Annotated in this window: 16 protein-coding genes and 1 pseudogene; 10 read left to right on the top strand and 7 right to left on the bottom strand. The window is 73.8% G+C overall.

Features of this window, described 5'->3' with window-relative positions; genetic code table 11:
* From UW392_RS04980 to UW392_RS04995, 4 genes are all read right to left on the bottom strand, one after another.
* Positions 1-1,393: heavy metal translocating P-type ATPase (locus tag UW392_RS04980; RefSeq protein WP_320773628.1), on the bottom strand; the 1,393-nt coding region annotated here is incomplete at its 3' end.
* A gap of 101 nt (positions 1,394-1,494) precedes the next feature.
* A complete protein-coding gene (locus tag UW392_RS04985; protein ID WP_320773629.1) occupies positions 1,495-1,734 on the bottom strand; it encodes a heavy-metal-associated domain-containing protein in 240 nt (79 codons plus the stop codon).
* 113 nt (positions 1,735-1,847) lie between these two features.
* Positions 1,848-2,759: an alpha/beta hydrolase gene (locus UW392_RS04990; RefSeq protein ID WP_320773630.1), complete on the bottom strand. Its 912-nt coding sequence runs from the start codon at positions 2,757-2,759 to the stop codon at positions 1,848-1,850.
* A 148-nt stretch (positions 2,760-2,907) separates the two neighbouring features.
* Positions 2,908-3,108 (bottom strand): MarR family transcriptional regulator, encoded by a 201-nt coding sequence (locus UW392_RS04995; protein ID WP_320773631.1) that lies wholly within the window; start codon positions 3,106-3,108, stop codon positions 2,908-2,910.
* A gap of 323 nt (positions 3,109-3,431) precedes the next feature.
* On the opposite strand from UW392_RS04995, the gene iolC reads away from it, so the two are divergent.
* The 5 genes from iolC (at position 3,432) to UW392_RS05020 (ending at position 11,920) form a co-directional block, all read left to right on the top strand.
* Complete coding sequence (gene iolC, locus UW392_RS05000; RefSeq protein ID WP_320773632.1) at positions 3,432-4,394, top strand: 5-dehydro-2-deoxygluconokinase; 963 nt, start codon at positions 3,432-3,434, stop codon at positions 4,392-4,394.
* 297 nt (positions 4,395-4,691) lie between these two features.
* Complete coding sequence (gene mmsA / locus UW392_RS05005; RefSeq protein ID WP_320773633.1) at positions 4,692-6,194, top strand: CoA-acylating methylmalonate-semialdehyde dehydrogenase; 1,503 nt, start codon at positions 4,692-4,694, stop codon at positions 6,192-6,194.
* Between the two features lie 141 nt (positions 6,195-6,335).
* On the top strand, positions 6,336-8,960 hold the full coding sequence (locus tag UW392_RS05010) for an alpha/beta fold hydrolase (RefSeq protein WP_320773634.1): 2,625 nt from the start codon (positions 6,336-6,338) through the stop codon (positions 8,958-8,960).
* A gap of 3 nt (positions 8,961-8,963) precedes the next feature.
* Positions 8,964-9,854: an ABC transporter permease gene (locus tag UW392_RS05015; RefSeq protein ID WP_320773635.1), complete on the top strand. Its 891-nt coding sequence runs from the start codon at positions 8,964-8,966 to the stop codon at positions 9,852-9,854.
* A 113-nt stretch (positions 9,855-9,967) separates the two neighbouring features.
* Positions 9,968-11,920 carry an AMP-dependent synthetase/ligase gene (locus UW392_RS05020; protein WP_320773636.1) on the top strand — a complete coding sequence of 651 codons (1,953 nt, stop codon included), beginning with the start codon at positions 9,968-9,970 and terminating at the stop codon, positions 11,918-11,920.
* Positions 11,921-12,015: 95 nt separating this feature from the next.
* Here the strand turns inward: UW392_RS05020 and UW392_RS05025 are convergent, their stop codons facing one another.
* A complete protein-coding gene (locus UW392_RS05025; RefSeq protein WP_320773637.1) occupies positions 12,016-12,414 on the bottom strand; it encodes a rodlin in 399 nt (132 codons plus the stop codon).
* A gap of 224 nt (positions 12,415-12,638) precedes the next feature.
* Here UW392_RS05025 and UW392_RS05030 point away from each other — a divergent pair, with 224 nt between their 5' ends.
* From UW392_RS05030 to UW392_RS05045, 4 genes are all read left to right on the top strand, one after another.
* On the top strand, positions 12,639-13,043 hold the full coding sequence (locus UW392_RS05030) for a rodlin (protein ID WP_320773638.1): 405 nt from the start codon (positions 12,639-12,641) through the stop codon (positions 13,041-13,043).
* 287 nt (positions 13,044-13,330) lie between these two features.
* Positions 13,331-13,558 carry a chaplin ChpD gene (gene chpD / locus UW392_RS05035; protein ID WP_320773639.1) on the top strand — a complete coding sequence of 76 codons (228 nt, stop codon included), beginning with the start codon at positions 13,331-13,333 and terminating at the stop codon, positions 13,556-13,558.
* 107 nt (positions 13,559-13,665) lie between these two features.
* The gene (locus UW392_RS05040) at positions 13,666-14,478 is read left to right on the top strand and encodes a chaplin (protein ID WP_414495593.1); all 813 of its coding nucleotides are present in this window, start codon (positions 13,666-13,668) and stop codon (positions 14,476-14,478) included.
* 235 nt (positions 14,479-14,713) lie between these two features.
* Positions 14,714-14,956 carry a hypothetical protein gene (locus UW392_RS05045; RefSeq protein ID WP_320773640.1) on the top strand — a complete coding sequence of 81 codons (243 nt, stop codon included), beginning with the start codon at positions 14,714-14,716 and terminating at the stop codon, positions 14,954-14,956.
* Positions 14,957-15,117: 161 nt separating this feature from the next.
* Here UW392_RS05045 and UW392_RS05050 read toward each other — a convergent pair.
* A pseudogene (locus UW392_RS05050) lies at positions 15,118-16,290 on the bottom strand (ATP-grasp domain-containing protein); the annotation flags it as partial.
* A 154-nt stretch (positions 16,291-16,444) separates the two neighbouring features.
* Here UW392_RS05050 and UW392_RS05055 point away from each other — a divergent pair.
* Positions 16,445-17,686, top strand: a complete 1,242-nt coding sequence (locus tag UW392_RS05055) for a glycoside hydrolase family 26 protein (protein WP_320773641.1) — start codon at positions 16,445-16,447, stop codon at positions 17,684-17,686.
* A gap of 25 nt (positions 17,687-17,711) precedes the next feature.
* On the opposite strand, the gene UW392_RS05060 is transcribed toward UW392_RS05055, so the two are convergent.
* On the bottom strand, positions 17,712-18,815 hold the full coding sequence (locus tag UW392_RS05060; protein ID WP_320773642.1) for a GNAT family N-acetyltransferase: 1,104 nt from the start codon (positions 18,813-18,815) through the stop codon (positions 17,712-17,714).
* Positions 18,816-18,936 lie beyond the last annotated feature (121 nt).

Consider the following 18,936-nt stretch of genomic DNA (forward strand, 5'->3'; position numbering starts at 1 on the left):
TGGACTCCAGGACCTCGGGGCCCTTGATGAGGATGCCGAGCTGCGCGCCGCGCCCGGTGCCGACCATGAGCGCGGTCGGTGTGGCCAGTCCCAGCGCGCAGGGGCAGGCGATGATCAGTACCGCGACGGCCGCCGTGAACGAGGCGACGGTGTCCCCGGTCGCGCCCAGCCAGCCGCCGAAGGTCGCCACGGCGATCAGCAGCACCACCGGTACGAAGATCCCGGAGATCCGGTCGGCGAGCCGCTGCACCTGGGCCTTGCCGTTCTGCGCGTCCTCCACCAGCCGGGCCATCCGGGCGAGCCGGGTGTCGGCGCCGACCCGGGTGGCCTCGACGACGAGCCGGCCCCCGGCGTTGACCGTGGCGCCGGTGACCGTGTCGCCGGCGGTGACGTCCACCGGCACGGACTCGCCGGTGAGCAGGGAGGCGTCGACGGCCGAGCTGCCCTCGACCACGGTGCCGTCGGTGGCGATCTTCTCGCCGGGCCGTACGACGAACCGGTCGCCCACCGCGAGCCGGTCCGCCGGGACGCGCGTCTCGCGTCCGTCGCGCAGCACGGTCACGTCCTTGGCGCCCAGCTCCATCAGGGCCCGCAGCGCGGCGCCCGCGCGGCGCTTGGAACGGGCCTCCAGATAGCGGCCGAGGAGGAGGAAGGCCGTGACACCGGCGGCGACCTCCAGGTAGATCGTCGAGGCGGAGTCCGCGCGGGAGACGGTCAGGGCGAAGGGGTGGCGCATGCCGGGCATGCCCGCGTCGCCCAGGAACAGCGCCCACAGCGACCAGCCGAACGCCGCGAGCGTGCCGAGCGTGACCAAGGTGTCCATGGTGGCCGCGCCGTGCCGGAGGTTGGTCCAGGTGGCGCGGTGGAAGGGGAGGCCGCCCCAGACGACGACGGGCGCGGCCAGGGTCAGGGAGAGCCACTGCCAGTTGTCGAACTGCGCCGCCGGGATCATGGCCAGCAGGACGACGGGGACGGCGAGCAGCGCGGAGACGGCGAGGCGGCGGCCCAGGGCCGACAGCTCCGGATCGCTTCCGGCGTCGCTCCCGGCGTCGTCACCGGCCGCGGTCTCCTCGGCGACGGGGGCGGGCTCGGGCGGCGGCGGCTCCTCCGCGGTGTACCCGGTGCGCTCCACCGTGGCGATGAGGTCGGCGGTCTCCGTGCCCGGCGGGCAGGAGACGCGGGCCTTCTCGGTGGCGTAGTTCACCGTGGCGGTGACGCCGTCCATGCGGTTGAGCTTCTTCTCGACCCGGGCGGCGCACGAGGCGCAGGTCATCCCGCCGATGCGCAGCTCGACCTCGCGGTGGCCGGGCCGGTCACCATCGGTGGGCGGGGCGGCGGACGCAGTGGATGCGGCTGCCGAGGCAGACGAGGTGCGGTCGGTGGCGATGGTCATGGTCCGGCTCCAGGACGGCCGACCGGGCGACGACGGACGCCGGGGCCCGGTCGCGGAAGGACGTGGGGCGTGGGGGGGGCGGAGCGAAGAGGGCGGGCCGCTCAGGCCCGGCCGACCAGCTCGAAGCCGGCCTCGTCCACGGCGGCGCGCACGGCCTCGTCCTCCAGCGGTGCCGCGGAGACGACCGTGACCTCGCCGCTGGAGGCGACGGCCTTGACGGAGCTGACGCCGTCGATCTCGCCGATCTCGCCGGAGACGGCGCCCTCGCAGTGTCCGCAGCTCATCCCGCTCACCTTGTAGACGGTGGTGACGGAACCCGGTGTGCCGGTCTGGGCGGTCATGGCTACTCCTCGTCGGGGCATGCGGCTGGGGTACCCGTGACCCGCGGCGGATCACGGTGGGATCAGATCCTCGCTCTCCAGCATACCCCTAGGGGGTACATTCGCGGTGGACCTCAGAGGTACCCGTGGAGCCGCCGCAGTCCCCGGCTCAGCATCGCCCCGGTGATCGACTCATGGCTCTCCTCGGGGAACATGTGCGCCTCCACCGAGAACTCCTCGCCCTGCCAGTCCCGCAGGATCTGCTCCAGCAGGAAGAAGTCCCCCTGCATGTCAGCCTCGGTCATGGCTGCCGGAAGGAGCGACCGGACGGCCTCGGGGAGCATCGGGCCGAACTGCCGGCCGAAACGGGCCCGGTTCTCCAGCTCACCGATGCACATATAGACCCGCGCGCGGGGCGCGGGGGAGCCGGCGACGGCCGCGCGGGCCCGGTCCAGCGTCTCCCGGTCGTGCCACCACAGCGACGGACTGCCCACCAGATACCGCCGGAACGCGGAGGGCCGGGTGAGCAGCGCGTGGACGACGAACAGCCCGCCGAACGACTGCCCGGTGAGCGTCGCGTCGTCGGCATCGACCGGGAACGCCTCGGCGAGCGCAGGCTTCACCTCCTCGTCGAGAAAGGCGAGGAAGGCGTCGGCACCGCCGGGCACGATCGGCGCCGCACCCGCGTCCGCCGCCGTGTCCGGCGCCTTCGGCATGAGTGATTCCCACGCCGCCCAGGCGCTCGGCGTGAGGTCACGGTTGCGGCGCACCGCGAACGACGGGTCCGCGTCGAGGGGGTAGCCGACGCTGACGGCGTGCAGGTGCGGCAGGTCGAGGCCGATGGCACCGGCCCGCACCAGGCTCTGCAACGCGCCCCCGCTGACCTCGGCGTCGGTGGCGATGACCAGGGGGGTCCGGGAGCCGTCCGCCGGGCGGCCGTTGGACGTCACGCACACCCGGAACACGTCGTCGATGTGGTCCGGCCGGACGAACCAGACCTCGGTACCGGCCAGCAGTTCGTCGTGCCGCTTCTCAAGGATCTTCACGGTGGCGTCTTCCCTCAGGTGTCCGGCAGGTGTCCGAGCGGCCCGCCGGGAACTCGTCCGCATGATCCTAAAGTCCACCGCCCGTCACGGGACGACGGCCGCCCGTCACGGGGCGACGGCCGCCCGCGGCGGTCTCGACGGCCGCCCGTCAGCGGTCCCCGCGGCCCCGGTTGCTCGGGCGGGACGCCACCCAGGTGCGGACGGTGTCCGCGTACCAGTACGGCTTGCCGTTCTCCACGTGGTCCGGCCGCGGCAGCAGGCCGTGCTTGCGGTACGAGCGGACGGTGTCCGGCTGTACCCGGATGTGGGCCGCGATGTCCTTGTAGGACCAGAGAGTCCGGTCGATCATGAGTCGTACCTCCTCGCGCGCGCCGCGGCGGCGGCCGGGGGCGGCCGTCGGGGGAGCCGGGCGCTGCGCCGGCGATCACCAAGCCTGTGTGCGGACAACGACGCACCGTGACGACGGGCCGGGGGCCGTACGCGGCTGTGACACGAAACCCGCGTAAACGCGACACTTGTGACACGACAGAGGTGTTTGTGACGCAAGTGAAGCACTGAAGCGGCACGTTACTTCTTCTCGTCAGAATGTCCGGACAAAACATTGACAGGGTCCGCGCACCGGGCTAGAAAGCCGGGGGAGAGCCGGCACGAGCCGACACGAAGGGGCCGCGTATGGCGTACGACGTGATCACCATGGGGCGGATCGGAGTGGACCTCTACCCGCTGCAGACCGGCGTACCACTGCCGCAGGTCACGTCCTTCGGCAAGTTCCTCGGCGGCTCGGCCACCAACGTCGCGGTCGCCGCCGCCCGTCTCGGCCGCCGCAGCGCGGTGATCAGCCGTACCGGCGACGACCCGTTCGGCACCTACGTCCACGACGCGCTGCGGGAGTTCGACGTGGACGACCGCTGGGTCACGCCGGTGGCGGGCCTGCCCACCCCCGTCACCTTCTGCGAGGTCTTCCCGCCGGACGACTTCCCGCTCTACTTCTACCGGCAGCCCAAGGCCCCCGACCTGGAGATCGACACCGACGGCCTCGACCTGGACGCCGTCCGCGACGCCCGGGTCTTCTGGGTGACCGGCACCGGCCTGAGCGCGGAACCCAGCCGCACGGCGACCCTCACCGCCCTCGCCCACCGGGCCACCGCCGCCGGTGACGGCGCCGTGACCGTCTTCGACCTCGACTGGCGCCCCATGTTCTGGTCCGACCCGGACACGGCCCGCCCCTTCTACCGCGAGGCCCTGCGCCACACGACCGTCGCCGTGGGCAATCTCGACGAGGTGGAGATCGCCACCGGCCTCCGCGACCCGCACGCCGCCGCCCGCGCCCTCCTCGACGCGGGCGTACGCCTGGCCGTCGTGAAGCAGGGCCCGAAGGGCGTCCTCGCCGTGGACGACCGGGGCGGCACCGCCGAGGTCCCCCCGCTCCCGGTGGACGTCCTCAACGGACTCGGCGCGGGCGACGCGTTCGGCGGCTCGCTCTGCCACGGGCTGCTCGCGGGGTGGGAACTGGAGCGGACCATGCGGTACGCCAACGCCGCGGGCGCCATCGTCGCCTCCCGGCTGGAGTGCTCCTCCGCCATGCCGACCGCCGACGAGGTCGAGGCCGCCCTCGCCGCGCGGGCCGTACGGTGACGAACCCGCCACCCGAGATCGCCTCCGGCGCGGACGGCCGCTCCGCCCTGGCAGGAGCGGAGCGCGAGCGACGACTCCCCGCCCGCCTCGGCCCCGCGCCGGAGGTTCCGCCCGACGCCCCCGTCGGCGCGGCCGCCCACCCGCCCGTCGGCGCGGTTGTCTACGCGACGACCCGAACCGCAGACACTGTGTCGGGCCCGCCACCGCCCCCGGCCTGGTGGGATGGGACCAGGACCGGAACGGGCACCGGCCCCCGTCCCGATCGGACGCCGCCCCCGCGCGAAGGAGTTCACGGCCATGACGGAGATCGTCAACCACTGGATCGGCGGCAAGGCCGTCGACGGCGCCTCGGGCACCTACGGACCGGTGACCGACCCGGCGACCGGCGCGGTGACCCGGCGGGTCGCCTTCGCGTCGGCCGAGGAGGTGGACGTCGCGGTCGCCGCCGCCAAGGAGGCGTACGCGACCTGGGGACAGTCCTCCCTGGCCCGGCGTACGGAGATTCTCTTCCGGTTCCGCGCCCTGCTCGACTCGCACCGTGACGAGATCGCCGCGCTGATCACCGCCGAGCACGGCAAGGTGCACTCCGACGCCCTCGGCGAGGTCGCCCGCGGCCTGGAGATCGTCGACCTGGCCTGCGGGATCAGCGTGCAGCTGAAGGGCGAGCTGTCGACCCAGGTCGCCACCCGCGTCGACGTCGCCGCCATCCGCCAGCCGCTGGGCGTCGTCGCGGGCATCACGCCGTTCAACTTCCCGGCGATGGTGCCGATGTGGATGTTCCCGATCGCCATCGCCTGCGGCAACACCTTCGTGCTCAAGCCGAGCGAGAAGGACCCGTCGGCGTCCGTCCGGATCGCCGCGCTGCTGACCGAGGCCGGGCTGCCGGACGGTGTCTTCAACGTCGTCCACGGCGACCGCACGGCCGTCGACCGGCTGCTGGAACACCCCGACGTCAAGGCGGTGTCGTTCGTCGGCTCCACCCCGATCGCCCGGCACATCCACACCACCGCCTCCGCCCACGGCAAGCGCGTGCAGGCGCTCGGCGGCGCCAAGAACCACATGCTGGTCCTGCCCGACGCCGACCTCGACGCGGCGGCCGACGCCGCGGTGAGCGCCGCCTACGGCTCCGCGGGCGAACGCTGCATGGCGATCTCCGCGGTCGTCGCCGTCGGCGCGGTCGGCGACACCCTCGTGGAGAAGATCCGCGAGCGCGCCGAGAAGATCGTCATCGGCCCCGGCTCCGATCCGGCCAGCGAGATGGGCCCGCTGATCACCAGGGAGCACCGGGACAAGGTCGCCTCCTACGTCGCGGGCGCGGCGGCCGACGGAGCCGAGGTCGTCCTCGACGGCACCGGCCACACCGTCGACGGCCACGAGGACGGCCACTGGATCGGCATCTCCCTGCTCGACAAGGTCCCCACCACGGCGAGGGCGTACCGGGACGAGATCTTCGGGCCGGTGCTGTGCGTCCTGCGCGCGGAGACGTACGAGGAGGGCGTGGCGCTGATCAACGCCTCGCCGTTCGGCAACGGCACGGCGATCTTCACCCGGGACGGCGGTGCCGCCCGCCGCTTCCAACTGGAGGTGGAGGCCGGCATGGTCGGCGTCAACGTCCCGATCCCGGTCCCCGTCGGCTACCACTCCTTCGGCGGCTGGAAGGACTCCCTCTTCGGCGACCACCACGTCTACGGCAACGACGGCACGCACTTCTACACCCGCGGCAAGGTCGTCACCACGCGTTGGCCCGACCCCTCCGAGGCCCCCGCCGGCGTCGACCTGGGCTTCCCCCGCAACCACTGAACTCCCGGCCAGCCACGACGAGCCCGCACCCGGCATACCCCACCCGCAGTACGCGCCTCCTGCCCGTACTCCTGAAGGCGGTCCCCCTTCTCAACCCCTGGTGGATAACGGACCGACAGTTCAACCCCGTACGGTTACCGCATGGATCTTCGACTCCGCGGCCCCCGCCGATGGGCAGCCGCCGCGGCCGCCGTAGCCGTACTCGCCGGCGCCGGCACCTGGACGGCCGTGGCCACGGACGACCCGCCCCCGGTGCACCGCGCCGACCGGAAAGTGGCCACCGCCGACGGCATCCGCATCGACACGTCGTACTTCACGGCCGGCGGCGACGCCCGCCGCCCCGCCGTCCTGCTGGGCCACGGCTTCGGCGGCAGCAAGAACGATGTCCGCGGGCAGGCGGAGAAACTCGCCAGAGACGGCTACGCGGTGCTGACCTGGTCCGCGCGCGGCTTCGGCGGGTCGGACGGCAAGATCGGACTCAACTCCCCGGACGGCGAGGTCGCCGACGTCTCCCGCCTCATCGACTGGCTGGCGGAGCAGCCCGAGGTCCAGCTGGACAAGTCCGGCGACCCCCGCGTCGGCATGGCCGGCGGCTCGTACGGCGGTGCCATCGCCCTGCTGACCGCCGGCCACGACGACCGCGTGGACGCCATCGCCCCGGCGATCACGTACTGGAACCTCGCGGACGCGCTGTTCCCGAACGGCGTCTTCAAGAAGCTGTGGGCCGGGATCTTCGTCAACACCGGCGGCGGCTGCGCCCGCTTCGAGGACGAGCTGTGCGCGATGTACCAGCGGGTCGCCGAGTCCGGGAAGCCGGACGCCGCCGCCACGAAGCTCCTCGAAGAACGCAGCCCGCAGGCGGTCGGCGACCGCATCGACGTCCCCACCCTGCTGATGCAGGGCCAGACCGACTCGCTCTTCCCACTCGGCCAGGCCGACGCCGCCGCGAAGGCGATCAAGGCCAACGGCGCCCCCGTGGACATCGACTGGATCTCCGGTGGACACGACGGCGGCGACCAGGAGGGCGACCGCGTCCTGGCCCGCACCGGCGCCTGGTTCGACCGCTATCTGAAGGGCGACGAGTCGGCCGACACGGGGCCCGCCTTCCGCGTCACCCGCACCCTCGGCACCGGCAGCGGCGACGGCGAACCCCGCCTCAGCGGCGTCGACGCCGACACCTACCCCGGCCTGGAGGCCGACACCCGCTCCATCGAACTGGCGGGCCGCGAAGAGAGCTTCGAGAACCCGGCGGGTGCCAGCCCGCCCTCCGTCTCCGCCCTCCCCGGCCTCGGCGACAGCGGCGGCCTCTCCCAGCTCTCCTCGCTCGGCCTCGGCATCTCGCTGGACTTCCCCGGCCAGTTCGCGGCCTTCGAGTCAGAGCCCGTCCGCGGCGACCTCCAGATCACCGGCTCGCCCACGGTGAAGCTGCGGGTGAAGTCGGACTCCGGCGACGCCGTCCTCTTCGCCAAGATGTACGACGTAGCCCCCGGCGGCGGCCAGCGGGAGCTGCCCTCCCAGCTCGTCACGCCGCTGCGCGTCGCGGACGCCGAGCGGGGCAAGGACGTCACGGTCACCCTCCCGGCGATCGACCACGAGGTCGCCGACGGCCACCGCCTGCGCGTCGTCCTCTCCTCCACCGACCTCGGCTACGCCTCCCCGGCGGCCCCGGCGACGTACACCGTCTCCGTCGAGGGGGCCCTGAAGGTGCCGACCGCCCTCGGCGCCACCACCGGTACGGCCGGACTGCCCGCCTGGGTCTGGTGGGCGCCGCTCGTGGGCGCGGCCGTCGCCGCCGCGCTGCTGCTGACGGCCCGCCGCCGCACCGCGGCCCCGCCGCCGGATGCGGCCCTCGCCGAGGTCCCCCTGCAGATCACGGACCTCAGCAAGCGGTACGCGCGGAACAGCGACCGGTACGCCGTCCGCGACCTCTCCTTCCGCGTGGAGAAGGGCCAGGTGCTCGGCCTGCTCGGCCCCAACGGCGCGGGCAAGACCACCACCCTGCGCATGCTCATGGGCCTGATCACCCCCGACGGCGGCGAGATCCGCGTCTTCGGGCACGCCATCGCCCCCGGCGCCTCCGTGCTCTCCCGGGTCGGCGCGTTCGTCGAGGGCGCGGGCTTCCTGCCGCACCTGTCAGGGCGCGAGAACCTGGAGCTGTACTGGCGGGCCACCGGCCGCCCGCCCGAGGACGCCCACCTGGACGAGGCCCTGGAGATCGCCGGACTCGGCGAGGCCCTCGCCCGCGCGGTCCGCACCTACTCCCAGGGCATGCGCCAGCGCCTCGCCATCGCCCAGGCCATGCTCGGCCTCCCCGACCTGCTGATCCTGGACGAGCCGACCAACGGCCTCGACCCGCCGCAGATCCGCGAGATGCGCGAGGTGATGATCCGCTACGCGGCGGCCGGCCGCACGGTCATCGTCTCCAGCCACCTCCTCGCGGAGGTCGAGCAGACCTGCACCCACCTGGTGGTGATGGACCACGGACGGCTCGTGCAGGCCGGAGAGGTCCGGGAGATCATCGGCTCCGGCGACACGCTGCTGGTCGGCACCGCCGAACCCGTGGACGCGCCGCTCGTCGAGAAGATCTCCGACCTGCCGGACGTCGCGTCGGCCGTACGCACCGACGACGGCCTGCTGGTCCGGCTGGACGGCGAAGGCACGGCCCGCGGGCTCGTCGCCGAACTGGTCCGCCTGGACGTGCCGGTGGAGTCCGTCGGCCCGCACCGCCGCCTCGAAGACGCCTTCCTCACCCTGATCGGAGACTGACGCATGAGCACGGTCGACGAGCGCGCCGGACGCGCCGGACGCGCCGAGCCCCGTGAGGTCGCCGACGGCTACCGCGCGGGCCGCACCCTGCCCGTACGGGTCGAACTGGTCCGGCAGCTCAAGCGGCGCCGCACCCTGGTGATGGGCGCGATGCTGTTCGCCCTGCCCTTCGTCCTGATGATCGCCTTCGCGGTCGGCGGCGAACCGGAGGGCCGCACCGGCCAGGTCTCCCTGATGGACTCGGCCACCGCCTCCGGCGCCAACTTCGCCGCCGTCACCCTGTTCGCGTCGGCGGGCTTCCTCCTGGTCGTCCCCGTCGCCCTGTTCTGCGGCGACACCGTGGCCTCGGAGGCGAGCTGGTCGTCCCTGCGCTACCTGCTCGCCGCGCCCGTCCCGCGCGCCCGGCTGCTGCTGTCCAAGCTGACCGTCGCCCTCGGCCTCAGCCTCGCCGCGATCGTCCTGCTGCCGCTGGTCGCGCTCGCCGTCGGCACGGCCGCCTACGGCTGGGGCCCGCTGGAACTGCCGACCGGAGGCACCCTCGCCACCGGCACCGCCACCGGCCGGCTCGCGCTGACGGTGGCGTACGTCTTCGTCTCCCAGCTGGTCACCGCCGCACTGGCGTTCTGGCTCTCCACGAAGACCGACGCCCCGCTCGGCGCGGTCGGCGGCGCGGTCGGCCTGACCATCATCGGCAGCGTCCTGGACGAGGTGACCGCGCTGGGCGACTGGCGCTCGTTCCTGCCCGCGCACTGGCAGTACGCCTGGCTCGACGCCGTCCGGCCGGAGCTGGACCTGACCCGCATGATCCAGGGCGCCTCGCTCTCGGTGACGTACGCGCTCGTCCTGTTCGCCCTGGCCTTCCGGGGCTTCGCCCGCAAGGACGTCGTCTCCTGACCCGGCCGTCCCGGGGCGGCCGGTGCGGGCCGCCCCCTTGACTTCCTTACGCGTGGGTAAGTTGACTCGTCGGTAAGTAAGCGAGCCAGCCACCGACGCCACCGGGAGCCGCCATGGGCGTACGCAGGGATCTCAAACGGGCCGCGCGCCGCACCGACCTGGCCGACCGCGACCGGGCCGCACTGGTCCGGGACGGGTCCGGCACCGTACGCGAGATCCGCGTCGAACCCATGGCCGCGCCCGCCGACGGCACCACCGCCGACATCCCGTTCACCAACGCGGCCGAAGCGCCCGAGGCGGTCGTCTACCGCCGCCGTACCGGCGGCGCGTGGCGGCCGGTGACCGCGGCGGCCTTCGCCCGGGAGGTCACCGCCGTCGCCAAGGGCCTGATCGCCGCGGGCCTGGAACCCGGCGGCCGGGTCGCCGTGATGTCCCGCACCCGCTACGAGTGGACCGTCCTGGACTTCGCGATCTGGGCGGCCGGCGGCCAGGCCGTCCCCGTGTACGCCACCTCCTCCGCCGGCCAGGTCGAGTGGATCGTCCGCGACTCCGGCACCCGGCACGTCGTCACCGAGACCGCCGCGAACACCGCCACCGTCCTCGCCGGCACCGCGGACCACCCCGAGCACCCCCGCGTATGGGAACTGGACGCGGGCGCGCTCGCCGACCTCACGACCCTGGGCGCCGGCGTCCCCGACGAGGAGGTCGCCAAGCGCCGCGCCGCCCTCACCCCCGACACCACCGCGACGCTCTGCTACACCTCCGGCACCACCGGCCGCCCCAAGGGCTGCGTCCTCACCCACGCCAACCTGCACGCCGAGGCCGCCAACACCGTCGAACTGCTCCACCCCGTCTTCAAGGCCGCCACCGGTCAGGCCGCCTCCACCCTGCTCTTCCTCCCCCTCGCCCACATTCTGGGCCGCACCATCCAGATCGCCTGCCAGCTGGCCCGCATCGAGGTCGGCCACTTCCCGAGCATCAAGCCCGACGAACTCCGCCCCGCGCTGAAGTCCTTCCGGCCGACCTTCCTCGTCGGCGTCCCCTACCTCTTCGAGAAGATCCACGACACCGGCCGCGCCACCGCCGAGAGACTCGGCCGCGGCGCCTCCTTCGACCGCGCCCACCGGATCGCCGTCCGCTTCGGCCGCGCCCACCTGGACCGCTTCCTCGGCCACGGCAAGGGGCCAGGGCCCGGCCTGTGGGCCGCCTGGGCCCTGTACGACCTGCTGGTCTACCGCCGCGTCCGCAAGGAACTCGGCGGCCGCACCCGCTACGCCATCTGCGGCGGCTCTCCCCTCGAACACGACCTCAACCTGTTCTTCTACGCCGCCGGCATCATGGTCTACGAGGGGTACGGCCTCACCGAGTCCACCGCCGCCGCCACCGTCGTCCCGCCCCTGGGGCCCCGCCCCGGCACGGTCGGCAGGCCGGTCCCCGGCACCGCGGTCCGCATCGCCGACGACGGCGAGGTCCACCTCAAGGGCGACATCGTCTTCGGCTCCTACCGCAACGCCCCCGGAGCCACCGCCGAGGTCCTGCGCGACGGCTGGTTCGCCACCGGTGACCTCGGCTCCCTCGACGAGGACGGCTACCTCACCATCACCGGCCGCAAGAAGGACCTCCTGGTCACCTCCGGCGGCAAGAACGTCTCCCCGGCCGTCCTGGAGGACCGCCTGCGCAGCCGCCCGCCCGTCGGCCAGTGCCTCGTCGTCGGCGACAACCGCTCCTACGTCGCCGCCCTGATCACCCTCGACCCGGACGCCGTCGCCCACTGGCTCGCCGTCCGCAAGCTCCCCGCCGACACCCCGCACGCCGAGCTGATCCGCGACGAACGGCTGCTCGCCGACGTCCAGCGGGCCGTCGACCACGCCAACGAGGCCGTCTCCCGCGCCGAGTCCATCCGTGCCTTCCGGCTGATCGACGGCGAGTTCACCGAGGAGAACGGGCTGCTCACCCCGTCCCTGAAGGTGAAACGCCGGGCGGCGACGGAGGCGTACGCCCACGAGATCGAGGCGCTGTACGCGCGGGACGTCCCCGGACGTGACGACGCACGTCCCCGGACATGACGGCGGACGTCCCCGAGCAATGACGGCGGACGTCCCCGGACATGACGAGGGGCGGGCCGCCGGTTCGTCCGGCGGCCCGCCCCTCGCGCGGCCGATCAGTCCTCGGCGTTGCCCGACAGGATGGAGACGTCCTCCAGCAGGTGCGCCAGCGCGGCGTCGCGCTTGGTCTGGCTGGAGTTCTCGGTGCACTGCTGGTTCATGTCGTCCGAGAGGACGTTCAGGTCCTGGATCGGGACGGCGATGACGTTGACCACCGGGATGTTGATGTCCTTCAGACCGATGCAGGGCTTGTTGAACGAGCCCTGGATGAGCGCCATCTGCGGGCTCATGTTCCCGTACGTGGCGGCGTTGCCGTAGTACTGCGCGGCGCCGTTGCCGCTCGCGGAGACCGGGCCGCTGTCGTCACCGATCGCCATCGCCTGCGGAGCCATCGCGGCGGAGGCTCCCATGACGGATGCCGCGATGGTCGTGGCGGCGATAACTTTCTTGAGCATTGGCCAGTCCTTTCCTAGTGAACCCCGTCGACCGGAGCGCCTTGGTCAACTCCCCCTCCGGGGGCTGAGTTTCTCCCGTTCACCCTGTCGGTCGATAAGAAAAGGAAAATCGGCAGGCGCCGAAGCGCCGTGCGGGCCAACCGGGTGAATGCGCGCAACCAATCCTCGTGGGGCCGGTTGATGAGGCCGTAGGACACGCGTCGCTACGAGGAAAGGAACACGAAGTGCTCAAGAAGGCTATGGTCGCCGCGGCGGCCGCCGCTTCCGTCATCGGTATGTCGGTGGCGGCCGCTCCGCAGGCGCTTGCCATCGGTGACGACAGCGGACCGGCTGTGGCCAACGGCAACGGCTCCAAGACGGCGTTCGGCAACTCGTCGACGGACGGCGACATGAGCCCGCAGCTCTCGCTGGTCGACGGCTCGCTGAACAAGCCGTGTGTCGGCCTCGAGGACATCAACGTCCCGATCGTCAACGTCATCGCCGTGCCGATCCAGGACCTGAACGTGGTCGCGGACGAGCTGAACCAGCAGTGCTCCGACAACTCCTCCGAGACGAAGCGCGACGCCGCGCTGTCGCACATCCTGGAGGACCTGTCGGTCCTGTCGGCCAACGGCGAGGGTGGCCGCTGAGTCTCGCCTCGCCGTTCCGGGCGGCCCGCTGATTCCCCCGCGGGTCGCCCGGTCCGCGCACCGGCGTATTCCGCCGGTCGGCCGACGTCGACTTCATCACTCTTCCGGACGCCTGGCCGGAACGATTTCCGAGGCATTCGAGTGAATTCCCCCGGGGAGTACGTTCCGCTGTTTCTCCGGCCGTCAATTCCTCGTGTGCAGGCTGCAGGTCATGGTGCGAGCCGTCAATGCTGTGCTCGCGCGGTTTCGGCCGTCACTCAGGCATGACCGCAGAGAAGGGAAAGTTCATGAAGAAGAGCGCTGCTGTCTTCGCGGGCGCGATCCTGGCCCTGGGCATGGCCGCCCCGGCCATGGCCGACGCGGGCGCCGAGGGAGCCGCTGTCGGTTCCCCGGGCGTGCTGTCCGGCAACGTGGTCCAGGTCCCCGTGCACGTTCCCGTCAACGTGTGCGGCAACAGCATCAATGTGGTCGGGCTGCTGAACCCGGCGTTCGGCAATGAGTGCGAGAACGACTGACGTCGTCCCCGCACCAGCCCTCCGGCTGCGTCTCGGCCGGCCCTGGCCAACTCGATTGGTCCCGGGGCCGGCCGTTTCCCACTTCACCGAGCAGGAAGACAACAAGAGTGCGACAGACCCTGAGCAGGGGAATGGTCGCGGCCGCCGCCGCGACGAGTGTTCTGTCCCTGTGCGGCAGCCCCGCCCTTGCCGACTCGCAGGCGGACGGGGCCGCCGCCAACTCGCCGGGCGCCGTGTCCGGCAACGCCGTCCAGGCCCCGGTCGAAGTGCCGGTCAACGTCTGCGGCAACACCGTCGACGTGATCGCGGCGCTGAACCCCGTGTTCGGGAATTCCTGCGCCTCGGACACGGACGACGAGCAGCACGGCGGGTACGGACACGATCAGGGAGGCTACGGCGACGACGCGTCCTCCGTGTCCGCGGGGCCGTCCGACGGCTCCTCCGCCCACAGCCAGAGCGTCGGCTCGCCCGGCGTCGCCTCCGGCAACGACGCGCAGATCCCCGTCGACGTACCGCTGAACCTCTGCGGCAACACCATCGACGTCATCGGCATCGCCAATCCCGCCTTCGGCAACGAGTGCGAGGAGGAGGACGGCGGCACGCCGCCCGGCTACGGCGACGAGACCCCGCCGGAGGAGCCGCCCACCGACGAGCACCCGCCGCCGCCGGGGGAGCACACCCCGCCGCCCGGCACCGACACCCCGCCGCCCGCCGGCGAGGAGGAGCCCCCGTCGGCCGGCGAGGAGGAGCTGCCGCCCGCAGGCGAGGAGCAGGTGTCGCCGCCCGCCGAGCAGCCCCCCGTGCTGGCCGAGACCGGCAGCCACGGCGACGCCCTCGCGGGTGCCTCGGCCGCGTCGGCCGCGCTGATCGTCGGCGGAGCGGTCCTGTACCGCCGCAGCCGCGCGACGGCCCGCCGCTAGCGCGCCCGGCGGACGCCGGGTCCGGTCCTCCCACAGGAGCACCGGACCTCGGCGTCCGACGCCTCGGTGGTGACCGGTTCCGGTGGTGACCCGCCTCGGTGGTGACCGGCCTCGGCGTCCGACGGCCCGGTGGCGATCGGCCCCGGTGTTCGACGCCTCGGTGGTGACCGGCTCCGGTGGTGACCGGCCGCGGTGGTGACTGGTCTGGTGGCGACCGGCCTGGTGACCCGCCCCGGTGGCGACCGCCGCGATGGCGACCGGCCTGGTGGCGACCGGCCTGGTGGCGATCGGCCCGGTGGCGACCGGCCCGGTGGCGACCCGCCCTGGTGGCGGCCGACGCGGTCGCGACCGCCGCGGTGGCGGCCGCCCCGGCGCGGCCGCCGCGTCGGCGTGTGCGGCTCGGTGGCTGCCCGCCCGTTCGTCGTCCGGCTTCGGGCGGTCCGCCGAGGCGGGCGGGCCCGGCTGGCCGGGAACGTGAACCGCCGGGGCGGTGTGCGCCGGCGCGCCCGCCGCGTCCGCACGACGGGGCCCGGCCGCCGACTTCGTATGGCGGGGCGCCGGATGGCCGGGTGCGGTCCGTCCGTTTTCGCGGTGGGGCGGGGTCGGTGCGGTCCCGCTGTGGGTGGCTGCCGGCTGCTCCCGCCCGAGCCGATGGGTCAGGCGGGAGGCCGCGTGGCGCCCCCACAGGCCCCACAGGGCACGCCCGGGACCCCGGTCGTCCCACGCGTGCCAGGCCAGTTCCCGGCCGCCGCGCACCGGACGCAGCGCAGTCAGCGGCGCGTAGTTCTCCACCACGAAGGCCCGCCCCGGCCGCGGCGCCCCCTCGGGAAGCGCTCGGCCCGTCACGTCCAGGTGCAGGGCACGGACCACGTCGAGACCCGCCGTGTCGGTGAACAGCCGGAACTGCGCGCCGGGCCGCGGATTGAAGTCCAGCAGGTGGTACTCGCCCGTCGCACCGCAGCGACGGAAGTCCAGGTCGAACACGCCCCGGTGGCCCAGCTCGGCCACGACCCGCCCGGCGAGCGCCGCCACCCGCGGGTTCGGCGTCCAGCGTCCGGCCGCGGTCAGCCCGGCACCGCGCGGCCTGGCCCGCGTCTTGCGTCCGGTCCCGCCCGCGCGGACGACCCCGCACCGGTCGGCGTACCCGTGGACGAACCAGTCCCGGTCCCGCCCCGGCGGCAGGTACGCCTGCAACAGCAGCCTGCTCCCCGCCTCCCGCGCGCGCAGGGACAGTTCCCGGGCCTGCCGCGCCGAACGCACCAGCACCGTGCTGCGCAGCCCGCTGCCCGCCGGCAGCAGCCACGGCCGGCTCCACTTCGCCACCACCGGCAGCCCCAGCCGCGCGGCGGCCCACGCGGCCTCCGCCGGGGAGTCCGGGATCACGGTCCGCGGGTGCGGCACGCCCAGCGCGGCACAGATACCCGCCAGTTCCGCCTTGTCGGCGACGTGCTCGGGCAGGGACCCGGAGGCCGGCGGCAGCAGGTAGCCGGGAGCCAGTTCCCGGCGCGCGCGGCCCACGGCCACCGCCCCGGCGTCGTCCATCGGCACCAGCACGGCCGTCCGCCCGATCCGCGCCGCGACCCGCCGCAGTACCGCCGCGACCTCGGCCGGGGTCGCGCCGGGCGCCGGCGGGGCGTACACCGCGCCGACGTACCGGGACGCGGCCACGGGGCTGCCCGCGCAGTCGGCGACCACGTGCACCTCCACGCCCGCCCGGCCGAGCGAGCGCACGGCCCCCAGCGTCCCGTGGTGGAAGGGGTTCCGGTCGATCCGCAGCAGTACGGCGGGGACACGGACGTCGAACAGCGACACGGATGATTCGTCCTTCGGGTCGGTTCACCGGTCGGTTCACCGGTGCGGGCGATCGGCACACTCGAAAGCCGTAACGGCGGTGGCGTGACGGACATTCATATGACTGGGTGTCAGTGACAGAAGTAAGAGGTGAGCGCGGAGAAAGGCAGCCGGCATGTCCCCGAAGCAGTCACGGGTCCGTATCCGCAGACCGGCGGTGGCCGTGGCGGCGGCCGCGCTCTCCGCCGTCCTCGCCGCCGTACCCGGACACGCCGCCGACGACCCGTCCGCGCCGCCGTCCGCACCCGCGGTCCCCACGGGGCGGCAGCCGTCGGAGCGGCCCGCCCCCGATCCCGGTCCCAGCCCCGCCCCCGATCCCGATCCGGGTCCCGATCCCGCCTTCGGCGCCTACCTCGACTACGGCCCGCGGGGCGTGGCCCGCATGGCGGAGCTGAGCCGCTGGCTCGGCGGCACCCGGCTGCGCGTCGGCCACACCTACCTGCCCGGCGACCGCTGGAGCAACATCGAGGGCGCCCCCGGCTTCCTCGACGTCTGGGCCGACTGGCGCACCCGGCGGGCCGACCGGATGCTCGTCCTCAACGTGCCGATGCTGGAGCGCAACGAGGAGGGCCTCGACGACGACGAGGTGCGCGCCCTGCTGCGCCGCGGCGCGGCAGGCGACTTCGACCACCACTTCCGCGCCCTGGCCGAGCGGCTCGTCGCCCTGAAGGTCCCGGACACCGTCCTGGTCCTCGGCTGGGAGATGAACGGCATCACCTACACCCACCGCTGCGGCCCCGACCCCGAGGCCTGGAAGGCGTACTGGAACCGGATCGTCACGGCGATGCGCTCCGTGCCGGGGCAGGAGTTCCGCTTCGACTTCACGCCGAGCCGCGGCCGGGACGCCGTGCCCTGGACCGCGTGCTACCCCGGTGACGACACCGTCGACATCATCGGCATGGACGCCTACGACCAGCCGCGCGGCATGCCGTTCGAGGAGCAGGTGGCGGAGCCGTACGGGCTGCGCGCCCACGTGGAGTTCGCGCAGGCGCACGGCAAACCGGTCTCGTACCCGGAGTGGGGGCTGTTCCGCAACGGCGACAACGCCGTGTACATGCGCCGGATGCTCGCCTGGATGGAGGAGCACGGGGCGCTGTACAACACCCTCACCGACTACTGCCCGCACGGCGTCTGGAGCTGCGACGACAACCCGCGCGCCGCCGAGGTCTACCGCTCCGTCCTCTCCGGCCGCACCGAGGAACCCCAGCGGCCGCAGCCGCAGCGGCCGCAGCCCCCGGCCCCGACGCCGCAGCGGCCCCCGGCCGGCTGCTCGCCGTTCGAACTCGACGAATGGGTCGAGCACTGGCTCGGCGGCAAGCTGTGCATGCGGCTGGACTGGTGGTCGCGCACCCGGTAGCGCCGCCCGACGGCGGCGGGTCCGGTCAGGAACCGCCGCCACCGTGGCGCTCCCTCCAGCGGCGTCGCAGCTCCTTGCCGCGCCGCCGCGCCGCGTCGTCGCCCAGGGCCGCCGCGAGCAGCGGGGCGGTGCGCCGCCGGGCCAGCAGCAGCCGCCGGTTCACCACCGGCTCGGGACGCCAGTGGTGCTTGTACGGCTCGTCGCCCCGCAGCAGGCTCAGCGTCCCGTGCTCCCCGGGCCGCAGATGCCCGGCGCAGGCGTCCAGCAGCATCACCGCCACGTCCGCCCGGCACTCCCGCAGCCGGGGGTGCGCCCCGTACAGGTACCCGCCCGCCAGCCGCCGCGACAACAGCGTCACGTCCACCGCCACCACCTCGTCGTCGAGGCGGAACTCGGTGACCACCGCGTCCCCGGACCGCACCATCGGCCCCACCGCCCGCACCAGGTGCTCCCGGAACCGCGGCCGCAGGTGCTCGCCCGTCACCCCGCGGCCCGCCCACTGCGCGCGGTGCAGCTCCAGCAGCCGGTGCAGCGCGGCGTCCGTCTCCTCCGGCAGCACGACCCGGCTCTTCACCCCGAGCGTGTCCAGCCGGCGCAGCTTCGCCCGTACCCGCTGCCGGGACTTGGCCGACGGCAGCCGGGCGGTCAGCTCCGCCAGCGGTACGGCCGGAAGCTCCAGGCAGAGCGAGTCGTCCACCCGGCCGCGCGGGCCGCGCCAGCCGTCGTAGACCCGTTCGGCGGCGCCGCCCGGACGGACCTCGCGCAGGTCGATCAGCGCGCTCCGCGCGGCGGCGGCCAGCCCGGCGGTGAGCGCCGCCACCGCGCGGGGGCCGCGCGCGTCGTCCACGAGGACGTCCCCGTAGTCGGAGACCGCCCCGCCGAGCGGCACCAGCGCCGGAACCGGACGCGGTACGCGCATCAGCGGCGCCGCGCCGACCAGGTCCCGCCCGTCGCGGGCCAGCACCAGCCGCAGCCGCCCCGGCCGCCCGTACGACAGCCACCACGAGTGCAGCCAGGCGTGGCTCTGGAACGGGGTCGCCGTGGCGCACCCCCGGTACAGCCGCCCCCACTCGGCGCCGAGGCCGCCGAAGACCCGGGGGTCGGTGACGATCTCGTACGTGCAGGTCACAGCTGCCCGCGGCCGTCGGCGGCGGCGGCCGGTCCGGGCACCGGCGCCCCGCCCGGCCGGGTGCCGCCCGCCGTACCGCCCGCCGCGCCGCGCGGCCGGACCAGCAGCGCCAGCCCGCCCA

Source organism: Streptomyces sp. CRN 30 (genome assembly GCF_034105845.1).